13 protein-coding genes and 3 pseudogenes are annotated in these 12691 nt (G+C 68.6%); 5 read left to right on the plus strand and 11 right to left on the minus strand.

All coding sequences use genetic code 11. The annotated features are described in order from the left end of the window. The 4 genes and pseudogenes from QTQ03_RS28095 to QTQ03_RS28110 form a co-directional block, all read right to left on the minus strand. Positions 1–398 (minus strand): annotated as a pseudogene (locus QTQ03_RS28095) (hypothetical protein); the annotation flags it as partial. A 95-nt stretch (positions 399–493) separates the two neighbouring features. Beyond that, on the minus strand, positions 494–754 hold the full coding sequence (locus QTQ03_RS28100; protein WP_289281143.1) for a hypothetical protein: 261 nt from the start codon (positions 752–754) through the stop codon (positions 494–496). Between the two features lie 390 nt (positions 755–1144). Beyond that, positions 1145–1347, minus strand: a pseudogene (locus tag QTQ03_RS28105) (methyltransferase domain-containing protein); the annotation flags it as partial. Positions 1348–1672: 325 nt separating this feature from the next. Beyond that, complete coding sequence (locus QTQ03_RS28110) at positions 1673–2608, minus strand: MvdC/MvdD family ATP grasp protein (protein WP_289281046.1); 936 nt, start codon at positions 2606–2608, stop codon at positions 1673–1675. Between the two features lie 538 nt (positions 2609–3146). Between QTQ03_RS28110 and QTQ03_RS28115 the strand changes: the two genes are divergently transcribed. Beyond that, complete coding sequence (locus tag QTQ03_RS28115; protein WP_289281047.1) at positions 3147–3809, plus strand: GNAT family N-acetyltransferase; 663 nt, start codon at positions 3147–3149, stop codon at positions 3807–3809. Positions 3810–4326: 517 nt separating this feature from the next. Here the strand turns inward: QTQ03_RS28115 and QTQ03_RS28120 are convergent. Together QTQ03_RS28120 and QTQ03_RS28125 are read right to left on the minus strand one after the other, a co-directional pair. Further along, positions 4327–5280: a protein kinase family protein gene (locus QTQ03_RS28120; RefSeq protein ID WP_289281048.1), complete on the minus strand. Its 954-nt coding sequence runs from the start codon at positions 5278–5280 to the stop codon at positions 4327–4329. Then, entirely contained in the window at positions 5277–5858 is a 582-nt protein-coding gene (locus QTQ03_RS28125) for an HD domain-containing protein (RefSeq protein WP_289281049.1), read from the minus strand. The genes QTQ03_RS28120 and QTQ03_RS28125 overlap by 4 nt, the downstream gene beginning before the upstream one ends. A 30-nt stretch (positions 5859–5888) precedes the next feature. On the opposite strand from QTQ03_RS28125, the gene QTQ03_RS28130 reads away from it, so the two are divergent. Further along, a complete protein-coding gene (locus tag QTQ03_RS28130; RefSeq protein ID WP_289281050.1) occupies positions 5889–6347 on the plus strand; it encodes a hypothetical protein in 459 nt (152 codons plus the stop codon). Here QTQ03_RS28130 and QTQ03_RS28135 read toward each other — a convergent pair. Together QTQ03_RS28135 and QTQ03_RS28140 are read right to left on the minus strand one after the other, a co-directional pair. Next, positions 6344–6946 carry a hypothetical protein gene (locus QTQ03_RS28135; protein ID WP_289281051.1) on the minus strand — a complete coding sequence of 201 codons (603 nt, stop codon included), beginning with the start codon at positions 6944–6946 and terminating at the stop codon, positions 6344–6346. The genes QTQ03_RS28130 and QTQ03_RS28135 overlap by 4 nt on opposite strands. A gap of 133 nt (positions 6947–7079) precedes the next feature. After that, a complete protein-coding gene (locus QTQ03_RS28140) occupies positions 7080–7271 on the minus strand; it encodes a hypothetical protein (RefSeq protein WP_289281052.1) in 192 nt (63 codons plus the stop codon). 187 nt (positions 7272–7458) lie between these two features. Between QTQ03_RS28140 and QTQ03_RS28145 the strand changes: the two genes are divergently transcribed. After that, positions 7459–8661: a helix-turn-helix domain-containing protein gene (locus tag QTQ03_RS28145; RefSeq protein ID WP_289281053.1), complete on the plus strand. Its 1203-nt coding sequence runs from the start codon at positions 7459–7461 to the stop codon at positions 8659–8661. 32 nt (positions 8662–8693) lie between these two features. Further along, positions 8694–9668: a hypothetical protein gene (locus QTQ03_RS28150; protein WP_289281054.1), complete on the plus strand. Its 975-nt coding sequence runs from the start codon at positions 8694–8696 to the stop codon at positions 9666–9668. A gap of 211 nt (positions 9669–9879) precedes the next feature. Here QTQ03_RS28150 and QTQ03_RS28155 read toward each other — a convergent pair whose 3' ends face one another. The 3 genes and pseudogenes from QTQ03_RS28155 to QTQ03_RS28165 all read right to left on the minus strand — a co-directional run. Continuing rightward, entirely contained in the window at positions 9880–10101 is a 222-nt protein-coding gene (locus tag QTQ03_RS28155; RefSeq protein ID WP_289281055.1) for a DUF397 domain-containing protein, read from the minus strand. A gap of 105 nt (positions 10102–10206) precedes the next feature. Continuing rightward, positions 10207–11154 carry a helix-turn-helix domain-containing protein gene (locus tag QTQ03_RS28160; RefSeq protein WP_289281056.1) on the minus strand — a complete coding sequence of 316 codons (948 nt, stop codon included), beginning with the start codon at positions 11152–11154 and terminating at the stop codon, positions 10207–10209. 448 nt (positions 11155–11602) lie between these two features. After that, positions 11603–11929, minus strand: a pseudogene (locus QTQ03_RS28165) (ISKra4 family transposase); the annotation flags it as partial. 120 nt (positions 11930–12049) lie between these two features. On the opposite strand from QTQ03_RS28165, the gene QTQ03_RS28170 reads away from it, so the two are divergent. Further along, complete coding sequence (locus tag QTQ03_RS28170; RefSeq protein WP_289281138.1) at positions 12050–12628, plus strand: transposase; 579 nt, start codon at positions 12050–12052, stop codon at positions 12626–12628. Positions 12629–12691: the final 63 nt, after the last annotated feature.

Here is a 12691-nt window from a genome sequence, read left to right on the forward strand (position 1 = left end):
GACCATGTGGGCTTCGCGGTCGATGATGAGCGTGGTCAGGCGTTCGCCGTCGGGCAGCGCAAGTGGGCGTAGGTGTGGTACTTCCAGTGCTCGTGCTTGCCGGTGACAGTTCGTAGTGTGTACGGCGACGGGCAGCCAGGTGCCGGGGGCGGAACGTCTGCCAGCACACGCATCCGTCCGCGATCGCAGACGGTGAATCGGGGTCGTCGTAACGCAGGGATGCCACAGTTTTGGCGCGTCGTCTGGGGTGACGAGGGAACGTGCAGGCGTCGGGGCGCATAGGGTGAGCCTGTCGCGCCATTCGGCCGCGTAGCGGCTGCGAGGCGTCGAGCTGCTGGGCGCGTTGCGCTGCCGGTGTGTCCCGGTGGCTCGATGTAGAGCATGAAGTGCCAGTAGCCCGCTCAGCTGTAGGTGAGATGCAGTCCTGGTTGGTTGGTAGGTCATTGGTGGTCTCCTGTCCTGACCTGGCGGCGATTAGGTGATGCCGCCGGCATCACGTGCGCTGGCGCCGGCTGGTCCGGTGGCCGGGTGGTGACGATGGTCGTGCTGGTGTGGTCGTGGTCGAGCCAGATGTGGTGACGGCCGTCGTCGGGGCGGTGATGCCGTACCGGTCGATGCTGGGCGGTGCCAGCGGTGCCAGCGGTGCCAGTGTCGTGACGGTCCACAGCGGTCGGGGGCCGCCGTAGGTGACGGTGGCGGTGTCCCGGCCGGGCCGGTACTGGATCCAGGAGCAGTCCTCGGCGTGGAGGAACACGCCGTCGCCGCCGTCTGGTAGGTGCCACTGATGGGGCCGAGGTTGGGCAGGGCGGTCTGGAGCAGGAACCCGAAGCTGCGGTCGGTGAACGCGTCGACGGGATGTCGGTGTGGCGTGTTCCGGGTCGGTGAAGTCGAACACGGTGGTCGGGTCGGTGCCGTTGCGGAGGGGTGCTCGGCGCGGGCGCGCAGCCACATGAAGTGCCCGGTGTGTCGTGGAACCGGCCGCGTACCTGGTGGGGCCGTTTTGTCGGCGATGATCACGCGGAGGCCAGTTCGCCGCGGATGTCGGCCACGATCCTGCCGCGGTCGGTGAGTTGGGTGATCCACGTCGGGGGATGGCGGTGACCGCCGCGGTGGCGATGATCCTGTCGAACGGGGCGTGGGCGGGCACGCCGCCTGCGCCGTCTCCTGCTGTTAGGTGCGGGTGGTAGCCGAGGCTGGCCAGCCGTGTGCGTGCGGTCTCGACGAGCAGGGGTCGATGTCGATGCTGGCTACCTGCCGGTCGCCGAGGCGGTGGCATAGCAGGGCGGTGTTGTAGCCGGTGCCGGTGCCGATCTCCAGGACCGTCGTGTTGTCGGTGACGTCGAGCATGTCGCATCCGCGCCATCAGCTCGGCCGAGTCGACGAGCTGGTGGGGACCGTGAAGCCGCCCCCGGGGTGCGGGGCGACCTGCGTGACCAGCGACTCGTCGGCGTAGACCGCGGCGAGCCCGGCCGGGGTGTCCGCGTCGACGCGGCTGTTGCTGTCGTCTTCGAGGTAGAAGTGGGGGACGAAGATGTGTCGGGGATTGGGTGAACGCCGCTCGCCAGCCAGGGGTCAGGGCCCCGGCGCGGGTCAGGGCCGCGGCCAGTTCGTCCGCGTGCCGCTGCCACGTGCTCATCCCCGTGTTCCTTGCAGCAGCAGCTCCGCGATGGCGTCAGCGATGGGGGCGCCGGTCTCGTGTTCCAGCCACAACCAGTGGCCGACCGGGTTGCACTCCAGGAAGATCCACTGCTCGGATGGGGTGACGGCGAAGTCGAACGCGCCGTAGGCCAGGCCCATCTGGGTCAGGAATCGGTCGATGCCCGACGCCACCGCCTCGGGCACGGAGACCCGCCGTAGTGAGCGAGTCGTAGTCGGCGCGCCAGTCCACCCGGCCGGCCGGCGAGGACGAGCGGATCGACACGGCGAGCAGCGTCTTCCCGGCCGCCGTGACCCGGACCTCGTAGGCCTTGTTGATGTACTCCTGCACCAGGTGCGCGGTCATCGCGAACGCGTCCGGGTCGACCGACGCGGGGTCGATGATCGTGGTGTAGGTCTTGGTCGGCTCCTCGCCGTTCTCGGCGAACACCAGTGAGGACAACGGTTTACACACCACCGGGCCCCCGATCTGGCGGGCGAAGTCGACTACATCGGTGTGCACGTTGCTCACCAGCGTGCGCGGCACCGCGAGCCCGCACCGCGCGGCCACCGACAGCTGCAACGGCTTGTACTCGGCGGCGGCACTGCGGACCGGATCGTTGACCCACCGCGCATCCAGGCTCGCCAGGAGACCGCCCCAGCCGTGGCGGGCCTCGACAGCCGCCCACACCTCATCGGCCGGTGACATCCCCGACGGCAGCCGGAAACTGGTCGGACGCCAGTAGAACACCGATCGAACCCGCTCCAGGTCCAGCACGCCCCAGGCGCCGGTCACCGACCCGGCCCAGCCGCCCGCCGCCGCGGTTGTCGCCGACAACCCCAACCCGAGTGGGAAGTCACCCGTGTCGAACCGGGCGATGGTGGCCCCGGCCCGCGCCAACGCGCAGACCACCGCCTCCGCTGTCGGATCCCCCGCGCTGGTCAAGACCAGGACCGTGTCCCTGGACGTCACGTCCCGACGGCCCACCCGCTAGCTGTCCGAGCCCGTGTCGGCCTGACTGTCACGGCGCACCGTGCCGTCAGACGACGTCTCCGTCGCCATGTTCGTGCGCGGAGAGGTGGCGGTGGTGTGGTGCTTACCCTGCACCGGCATCGGCACCGCCAGACTCGCCCCATACGGGCGACGCCGACCCGGCGCATGCGCCATCGGATAGCTCACCCCGCCAGGCTCCCCCATCGGCAGCAGCGCCGCGGGCGAGAACAACGGGGCAACCACCCTGGGCAACGATCGCGTCATACCGCACAGTCCCTTCCCGCATCAGATCGCAGGCGTACCCGGCCTGCACCATGTGGCGCCGATGGGTGCGCTGCCTCAGCACCGTAGGACGAAACGGGTAACCGCGCCACCACCCCGCCCGGCCACCCACGACCGGCTCGCGCGGCGAGGGGCGCCGGTACCCCGATTGAGGTTGTGGATGATGAGTCCATCGGCCGGGTAGCGTCCTCGGCTGCACAACTTCCAGGCAGCCGAGGACGAACGGTAGGCGACAGTGGAGCACGATGACGGGTGGCGTTTCCACACCGGCATTCCCCGCGCCGACCAAGCGCGGCTACTGCACTTCATGATCCGTCGATGGCGCTGGGGAACCCTGCGGCACGGATGGCGCGGCCCCTTGGGCATCGCCGCCGTGGTCGGTGCTGCCGGCGCCGGCATCGCCGGGATCATCGCCACGATGCTGATGCCATGGGCCCCGGAACTGCTGGTGCTGCCGCTGGCCGTGATACCAGCCGTGATCATCGCAGTCGCGACGGGACAGGTGGCGATCCGACGAGTCTGGCAGCGACGGCTCCAACACCCCGAACGTGGGTGGGTGCCGCACTGGTGCGAAGGCCCCCACGGTGAACTCGCCATCCGGTGGACCCAGCCGCTGTCGGCCGATCACCGCCCGGAACGCTGGTACGGCATGGACCTCTACGGCAGCGGCGGAGCCGGTCGACGCCTCCTGCACTGGCTGCAACGGCGCGCTGACGCCCGCGGCGCTGTCCTCGTCATCCGGACCACCCGGCCACCGCTGGTCACCTACTACCAGAGCTGCGGCTTCATGATCAGCAAGGAAACACCGGTACGCCTGGGCCGATGGACGCAGATCGGCGCCACCGTGCTGTACTACCCCGCCACCAGCACGTGGCGCCCCGGACGCAAGGCCAGGTAACCACCGCGCTACACCTCCTTGACCACACCCCCACCCGACAACCGCAGTAGCTCGATGCCGCCGGCATCACCGGTACGGCCACGCCGGCAACGATCGCGCCCGATGGGCAAATCGGCTGATGGATGAGCCCCCGAAGCTCGCGCCGAGCTGGCCCGCCCGCCACGGGGGGTGCACGCGTACCGCACCAAGCGCGAGAGTCGCGGCGGGCGTCCCGACGAATTTGTCGTCGCCGGGTAGGCACCCCGGTGCCTCAGGTATCTGGTGCCTGATGCCGGCGGCATCACCCGGACCGGCCTATCACCCCAACCACCACGGTGATGCCGGCGGCATCACTCTCCTCGACATCACCTCTGCCACCAGACGATCTGCATGCAATCCCTCAACGTCGGCCACCGTATACACGATCCCCTGTCCGCACTTCGAGTCCAACCGCTGCGCCTTGCCCGACACTGGAGTAGGGAGTACGCCCGGAAAACCGGCAGTGAAAGCCACCGAGCTGGCCGAATACCGCCGGGTATCAAGGCCACCAAGTCCGGTGGCAACGGCGACAGCTACGTAGCAGCCCGGCCGCGCTGGTGACCTGTCGGCGGATGATCTGTTCCACGCGAACGTCGTCGGCGTCATCGGCGGCGGATGCGGCCTGGCGTAGGAACCAGGCGGCGCTCCAGAGGCGATGCCAGCCCAGTGCCCACACGTCGGCGGGTTGGCCGCCGCGAGGGTCGAGCACGCGTGGGTCGCCGCCTGCGTGGATGTACGCGTGAAGTTGGGTGTCGATGCGGGCGGTGTCGGGTGGCTGCCGGGTGCCTTGCCAGGTCGCGAGGTCGAAGATGCCTGGTCCGACATAGGCCATGGCGAAGTCGATCATGTGTACGCCGTGGCGCCCGATGTGTAGCGCGGTCGGGTGGAACTCGCCGTGCACGACGCCGAACGGCGGGGTTTCGGCACCGGAAACCAGGCGCCGGGCATCCCGGGCGAGCAGGTCAAGGGGCCGCAGGAGGTCCGCAGCGCCGGGGAGCCGGCCATCGGCCCGTAACCCGGTCAGCAGCGCGATCGCGCTGGACGGGATGTCTGCGAGCTGGGCTTCGCCCCACACGTGCAGGCCACCAGGCTCGATCGTGGCCTGGTGCAAGGCCGCAGCAGCCGCCGCACCGTCGATGTCATCGGGCTCGCGTACGGGATCCCCGAGATCATCCATGACCATGACCAGCCTGTTGTCGTGGATTGTGGCGGCGAGGACGGCGGGCACGGGTACCCCGGCGTCGGCGGCGGCCCGCAGTACCCGGGCCTCTCCGGTGAACGGCGCCATGGCGTATTTGACGATCACGGTGTGGCCGTCGGCCAGGGTGAGCCGTTGCACTCCGGACAGTTCCCACACCCGGATGGCCTCACGCCTGGTTGGGGCGGCGAGGCCCGCGCGCTGGCACAGCTCCTCGCAGACCGCGTTGAGCTGGGGCACATCGAGTGGGCTCATGATCTGGAGACCGCCGCTGTGGCCTCGGCGAGGTCGACCAAAACGGTGTCGAGAGCCGCGCTGAGGCTTGCGGGTACGGCGTCGACGCTCGTGCGCTGGAAGGTGCGGAAGAAGGCGAGCAGGTCAAGCAGCGGACGGCGGCGGGCGAAGAACGCAGTGACGTCGCCGGACAGGCCCGCCCGGCGCAGCAGCGACCGCAGGGCGACGACCTTGTCCGCCGTTGACAGCAGCATGAGGTGGCCGTCGGCGGGGTCGGGGATGACCGGCTCCTGGCGGTCGATGGCATCGTGCTCGGACTGCATGCCCCGGATCAGCCGGCGGACCTCCGCGCCGAACCGATCGTCGAGGAACCCGTCGAGGTCCAGGGTGGCGGGCGCGAACTCGGGCGCGTCGTGCAGCAGCGCGGCGGCCACGACGTCGGCGTCCACGTCAGGCTGGTGTTCGCCGACGGTGACGGCGACGCGGGCGGCGTGGGTGAGCGCGGGCCGGTCGTCGATCGTGCGCCCCGCGCACCATTGCTTAGCCACCGCCAGGGCGTCCTCGACGACCGGCGCCCGGGGCGGCGCGAAAATCGTCATCGCCAATACCTCCTGTTCAGCCCCTACGATGTGAGGGTGGAAGGTCCGCTGGAGCGCTGGTGCGAAGAGACGTGCGGGATCTGCCCCGCGCAGCTGCTCGCGCCCGGCCGGTTCGACGTCGTCGCCCGGCCCGCCCGTGAACTGGCGTTCAACCAGCGGCTCGGCTGGCGGGCGACCCCTTCGGGGACCCCGGTGTGCGTGCACCCGTACCGGGTGGGGATGCCGCCCGGGGCGTACGCATCGGCTCGTGAGCCGTTGCCGGACCTGGCGCATCTCCAAGTCCTTGAGCCACCGCAGGAAGCGCTCGTGCTGCCCGACTCGCTGGATGATCTGAGCGCGTGGATGGTGGCGCATCTGCGGACCACCGGCCCGGACCGGATCTTCACCGTGGTGGCTCGGCTGGAACGGATCGCCGGGGAGAGGTTCGCACCCGGCGAGGTCGTGAAGATCCTGCGCCGGGTGCTGTCGGTCGAGATGGCCAGGGTTTAGACGGCCACCCGCTCGGCGTCGTCGCCGAACATGGCGTCGAAGTCGATGTCATGCGACCGGCCGCCCGCCGTGATGCCGACGGTGCCGTACAGCTCGTTGAGGTGGGCGATGCGCCGGTTGACCTCGCGGGAGTCGAGCCAGTAGCGCACCGGCTGCTCGCCCCAGCCGGCCGCGGCGTAGTACACGTCGGTGACGCACCCGCGGGTGTAGGTGAAGTCCTCCAAGTCGGTGTCGTGCGGGAACAGCACCCCGAGGTCACGCTCGATCCACGACATGACGGTGTGCTGGGCCAGGACGGCGTGAACCATGTCGTCGACGGGCAACGACAGCAGCAGCTCGGCGACCTTCTCGTCGCCGCCCGACAGTTCGAACACGGCAGCCTTGAGCGCGAGCGCCCGCATCGCCTCGACCAACAGCGGCTGCCCATCCGAGTCCAGGTTGAACCGGCTGATGGAGGGCATGCCGGTGTAGGTCGCCCAACACGGGCTGTACTTCATGCTGCTGGTCGTGAACCGCTCCCAGAGCTTGTGAGCCTGCATCTGGCTCAGGATCTCGGCGGCGCGGGCGCCAACGGCCGCGGGATCGAGTGTGGTTTCCATGATCGCTCCTTCGCTATCGCCAGCAGGGACGGGACACCCCTGCTTCTGGGCCCCGGTGCAGGTCCGTTGAGGCGGGGGCACGCCGGGCCCGGTCCGGGGTGCGGTCGGCGCCGTACCCGGGCGTGCCCCCGGCTCAGGACCGCATGGCGAGCAGGCGTCGCCAGGCAGACGACAGCAGCGGCGCGACGCCGGCGCGGTCGCCGATCAGCGAATGCAGCTGCTGGGTCGGGGCGGCCAGGGCAGCGGCCGGGCACGGCAGGTCACCGCCGCAGGAGCACACCTCACGCCCCCGCTCGTACGACCACGTGACGCGGTGCTGGCCCATAGTCCACCTCCGACTCCGGCAGGGTCCGGGTGCAGCGGCCCGGAGGCTCGTGTCACGGACCACCACGTCCCGTGGGCCGACCGTAGTCCCATCGACGGACATGACTGGTGCCAAGTGGCACCGCAACGTCTACCCTGGTGGCAGGCGATGACCAGACAAGTCGATCGTCCACAAGGGAAGGAAAGTGATGCGGCCACCGCGCCTGATCTCCGACGAACCGATCGGCGATCGCATCAAACTGCTGCGCCAGCAGCGCGGCTGGTCGATCCGCTACGCCGCCAGCGTCGCCCGGATAAGCCACACCACGTGGTCGCGCATCGAGAACGGCCTGCGGTCGGCCGACAACCGGTTCGTCCTCGCCGAGATCGCCACCGCGCTGCGGGTGCCGCTGTCCGACCTGACCACGACCGGGGTACTGCCCGGTGACAAGGGCCAGTCCCGCGAGGCGATCCACGGCATCACCAAGGCGATCATCGAAGCCGACCTCGACTACCCGGCCACCGTCGCGGCCGGACCGCTCCCGCCGCTGCTGCAACAGCTCGACACCGTGGCCGCGCTGCGGTTCGGCTGCGACTACCTCGGTGCCGCCCGCCTCCTACCCGAACTCCTGGCGGGTCTGCACGCCGCAGCCGCCGGCAGCCAACGCGCCGAAGCGCTCAAGGCCCTGGTGATCACCGCCGACGCGGCCTCGTTCGTCATCCGATACCTCGGCGAACCCGCCTCCGCCGTACTCGTGGCCGACCGCGCCCGGCAAGCCGCGACCGCCCTTGACGACCCGATCATGCTGGGCATGGCCGCCTGGTCGCAGGCCCACGCCGCCAGCGGCATCGGCCTCTACACCCGCGCGCAGATCATCGCCGAGCAGGGCGCCACCGCGCTGCAAGGGCACCTGGCCAAGCCCGGCGGCCTCGAACTGCTCGGACAGCTGGTCACCCTGTCCGGGTTCGCCAAGTACGCCCAAGGCGACATCGACGGCGCCGCCGCCGCGGTCACCGAGGCCGCCGACATCGCCGCGCGCACCGGCCAATCCGACGCGCTCGGCCTCAACTTCGGCCCCACCAACATCGACTTCTGGCGCATCAGCATGGAAGCCGACGGCAACGATCCCGGCCACGCCGTGCACATCGCCCGCGGCGTGACCCCGCACCTCGTCCCGGCCGTGTCCCGGCAGGTCGCGTTCTACATCGACCTCGCCCGCGCCCTGTCGAATACCGGCAAGGACACCGAGGCAGTGCGGATGCTCCTGGTCGGCGAACGCCTCGCGCCGCAGCGCGTGCGCAGCTCCCCGATCGTGGCCGAAACCCTGCGCGGCGCCCTGGACCGGGCCCGGCGTGGCTCGGGCTGGGCCGAGCTGCGCGGCCTGTGCGAACGTGTCGGCATCCAGCTCTGATGACCAGCCACCCAGCAGCAAGGAGAACCCCCATGGGAAAGACGGTCGTCGTGTACGCCGGCGAGCAACCGCCCGGCGCCTGGCAGGCGTCAATGTTCGTCGCCGGGCCGATGCCCCGCGATCCCGACGCGCCGTCGTGGCGACCCGAAGCGCTACACCTGATCGTCGACGGCTGGACCGGGCCGGGAACCCTCGTCGTGTTCGTCCCCGAGGCCCGCGACCGCCACCGGCCGCAGGCCGGCTACATCTCCCAGGACTGGGAGGAACGCTGGATGGCCGTCGCCGACGTCATCATGTTCTGGGTACCACGCCGGATGCCCGACCTGCCGGGGCTGAACACCAACATCGAGTACGGGCGGACGGAAACCTCCGGCCGTGTCGTGCTCGGCCTGCCGCCCGATGCGGTCAGCGTCCACTACCTGCGCCGCGGCGCCGAGGCCCACGGCGTACCCGTCCGCGACACCCTCGACGCCACCATCGGCGCCGTCCTCGCGATCATCGGCGACGGCGCGCAGCGCGACGGCGCGGACCGCGACGTGCCGCTACTGATCTGGCGCACTGACACCTTCCAAGCATGGCGTCGCCGCAAGCCAGCCGAACTGACCTCGGCACGAGTGCTGTGGGCGTGGACACCACCGCCGACGTTCGAACTAGCCGCGTGGGCGATGAAGGTCGAAGTGACGCCGCTGGACTACGACGACGCGCACACGATGCTAGTCACTGCGATCGGCGACGGCACGACGACCCATATTGCCATCGCCGACCATGACCGATACACCACAGAGCCACAGGCAGCGCGTTCAGCCAAGAGCCGCCGAACGCCAGCAAGAGCAACGTCGGTCGCGGGCGACCCGGCGGGATGGTCACCCCCGCTGATGATGCCGCCGGCATCACGGGCAGACACTCCCATGGCCCTCAACGAGCGGCCGGGTGAGGATGCCGGAGCGGCAGGTAGACGCGGCGCACGCCGGTCACCACTGCCAGCGTCACGGACGGACTCGTGTTGAGCAACGCGGAGACGTCGGTAGCCGACACCGCTGATGCCGGCTACCGTCTGCGATACTGTGCTGGTTATCGATGTCCTGATCCAGGGTCGGCGTCCGACCGCAGCGTCGGGTCGCAGGAACAAGGCGGGCCGCCAGCATCGGTGATGCTGCCGGCATCACCGCACGAACGGGGCAGTGTGGTCCTGGGTGGCATCGTTCGATGCCACCAGGGTCACTTGCCGAAGTTGTTCTTCTTGACAGCGCCTACGAACGCATCCCATCCGGCGTCTGTGAAGTGCAGGATCGGACCCTCGCCGTTGTCCTTTGTGTCCCTCATATACACGGCGCCGGCGAGGTTGAGGGCGACCTCAACGCATCCCTGACCGTTGTTGCTTCTGCTGCTTTTGAACCATCGGGCTCCGACCAGTTCTCCGGGCCTGACCAGCTTTACCATCGTTGTGTCCTTACATCGTCGAATGAGAGTACGAAACCGTTATCCGAGGGAGCAATGCGAGCGCACCCACGGGGAAAAATCCTGGGCAACGCCGGCCCAGCTCGTTTAGCGGGACCTTTCCTGTGCTTTCGATCGCATCATCTCCTTCAAGCGTTCCTCGATCAGCGCTCTGGAGTCGTCCGCCGTGAGCGCCCGTTCCTTCAGGTCCTTCCACACGGCGTCATAGGCCTCTACGTCGCTGACGGTTTGGGTGTACATGGCGCCGGTGAAGGTTTCGACGTAGGCGAGCGCGGGTTCGGCGATGGAGTCATTCATTGCCGAACCGTTTCCGTTGGCGGCTGTTGCTGTTTCAGGGAAGTCGAGCAGTGTGAAATCGGAGGCGGCCATGCCGGCGTGCACGCCGGTCCCGAAGGGAATGATCCGCACGCTGGCGTTGTCGCGTTCGGTCAGACGCAGGATTCGTTCCAGTTGCCGCCTCATGGTGTCGGCTCCCCCGACCATTCGGTGTAGCGCTCCTTCAGAGCCGATGGCCTCGAAAACGACTGAGCTGCGTTCCAGTAGTCGCTGACGGTGTAGCCGAGACTCGACGCGGCGTTCCACTTCCTCGCGCGGTTCCCTGCCCGGCGGGACGCTGATGACGGCACGAGCGTACGCCGGCTCCTGGACCAGGCCGGGAAGCAGATCCCCGAAATGCACACGGATGCGCTTCGCGAACTCCTCCAGCGACAGATAGAGACTGAACCAGGCTGGTACCTCGGAGCTGGTGTAGTTCTGCCACCAGGACTGTTGTCGACCGTTACGTGTCTCGGCGGCGAGCGCGAGGAGGAGTTGGCGTTCCTTGTCGTCGGCGCCGAACAAATCAGCCATCGCGTCGACCAGTCGAACAGGCAATTTCACGCCGTCCTCGGCTGTCTCCAGCCGAAGGATCGTGGCGCGGCCAAGTTCCAGTTCCTTCGCGGCTCGATCCTGCGTCACCTGCGCGCGAGTGCGCAGAGTAAAGAACAAACGGGCGAAACTACGTCGAACGGGGTCCAGTCCGACTAGATCGGCCACGGTCGCCTCCTCACAGGGATGTCTCACTCAAATGATACGCGCACCCAGGAGGGGTGTCGCCGTTGGGCTTGTCGCTCGGGAGTCAACTTTGCCTGAACGCAGTTTCGATAGAGACATCCTTAGTTGAAGGTGTTGCTTTTTAGGATGTCTCAAAGTTCAATGAGGACATCCCCGCCGTCGGTCGCTATGAGGGCAGCGGCGGCGGGTGACCCGGGGCGGTGCAGTGGCTTTGGCGCTGCCCCAGACCCCTGTGTGTCGCCTCGTCATGCCTGCCGGAGCGGCCTTGGGGGGGTGTGGTGGTCGGGCGGGTGTGCTCGGAGGTGCCGCCCGGCCGCCACGACCGGCTCGTGCGCCGAATACTCCAGGATGGATGAGGAGACGAGGGTGTCGTATCCAGGCGATGAGTTGCAGCGGTTTGGTTAGGGTGCGGCTCCTCTGAGGTGATCGTCTATTGTGGGATGGCACCGCCGAGGTAGCGGCTGTTGTGGATGCGTTGTTGTTCCTGGGCCAGGTGCCAGGTCCAGTACTGGTCGAAGTCGCCGTTGCTGATCAGGGTGCGGAGTTTGAGGATTGCTTCGGCGCCGTCGAGGCCCCAGCGGGCGCCGGTGACGTCCATACGATCTTTGACCAGGTGGCGGCAGGCGCCTTCGATCACCCCGGTGGCGATCGGCCACCCGTTGGCCAGCGCGGTCGGGTAGTCCAGGTACGGTTTTTTGGCCAGCAGGTAGGCGGCGGCGACATCGGCGGGTTTGCGTTTGCTGGGGTCCAGGACTCTGCTGCCGAATTCGTGACACGCCGTCGGGATCGTTCGTACTGGCCGGTTACGGGGTCATGATCCCTGTTCGCGGTCGTGTTCCTTCCGTCGGTGGCTGCGGGATGGGGTGTACGGGTGTCGATGCAGCCGCGGTCGCGGGTCCAGATTCCTGATCAGACGGTGCTGGTGGCCCGCGCGGCGTTCCCGAACGGCAGCGTGGCGATATCAGCGCGTGACCACCTGGGTGAGGTGTTCACCGACGAACAGTTCGCTGCCGCGTTCGGTGTCCGGGGCGCTCCGGCCGAATCGCCGGGCGCCTTAGCGCTGGTGACCGCGTTGCAGTTCGCGGAGAACCTGACCGATCGGCAGGCCGCGCGGATGGTCGCCCGGGCGATCGACTGGAAGTACGCGCTCGGCCTGGAGCTGACCGATCCCGGCTTCGACGCCAGCGTGCTGTCCAAGTTCCGTACCCGGCTGGTCGAGCACGGCCTGGAAGAACAGGTCTTCACCGCGATGCTGACCGTGTCGACCGGCAAGGGCCTGATCGCGGCTGGTGGTAAGCAGCGCACCGATTCCACTCACGTGATCAGCGCGGTGCGAGACCTCAACCGTCTGGAGGTGGCCGGCGAGTCGGTACGGGCCTGCCTGGAAACGTTGTCGGTGGCCGCACCGGACTGGCTGGCCACCGCTATCGACGTCGGCGAGTGGGCGCACCGGTAGCGGGCCACGCATCGATTCCTGGCGGCTACCCGCCTCGCAGGCCAAGCGGGACCGCCTCGCCCA

It is taken from the genome of Micromonospora sp. WMMA1363 (genome assembly GCF_030345795.1).
Classification (GTDB): Bacteria; Actinomycetota; Actinomycetes; order Mycobacteriales; family Micromonosporaceae; genus Micromonospora.

Coding starts and splice junctions, on each gene's coding strand:
- QTQ03_RS28120 (WP_289281048.1), bottom strand. CDS start 5,280: ATGAGCCCACTCGATGTGCCCCAGCTCAACGCGGTCTGCGAGGAGCTG.
- QTQ03_RS28125 (WP_289281049.1), bottom strand. CDS start 5,858: ATGACGATTTTCGCGCCGCCCCGGGCGCCGGTCGTCGAGGACGCCCTG.
- QTQ03_RS28135 (WP_289281051.1), bottom strand. CDS start 6,946: ATGGAAACCACACTCGATCCCGCGGCCGTTGGCGCCCGCGCCGCCGAG.
- QTQ03_RS28140 (WP_289281052.1), bottom strand. CDS start 7,271: ATGGGCCAGCACCGCGTCACGTGGTCGTACGAGCGGGGGCGTGAGGTG.
- QTQ03_RS28145 (WP_289281053.1), top strand. CDS start 7,459: ATGCGGCCACCGCGCCTGATCTCCGACGAACCGATCGGCGATCGCATC.
- QTQ03_RS28150 (WP_289281054.1), top strand. CDS start 8,694: ATGGGAAAGACGGTCGTCGTGTACGCCGGCGAGCAACCGCCCGGCGCC.
- QTQ03_RS28155 (WP_289281055.1), bottom strand. CDS start 10,101: ATGGTAAAGCTGGTCAGGCCCGGAGAACTGGTCGGAGCCCGATGGTTC.
- QTQ03_RS28170 (WP_289281138.1), top strand. CDS start 12,050: ATGCAGCCGCGGTCGCGGGTCCAGATTCCTGATCAGACGGTGCTGGTG.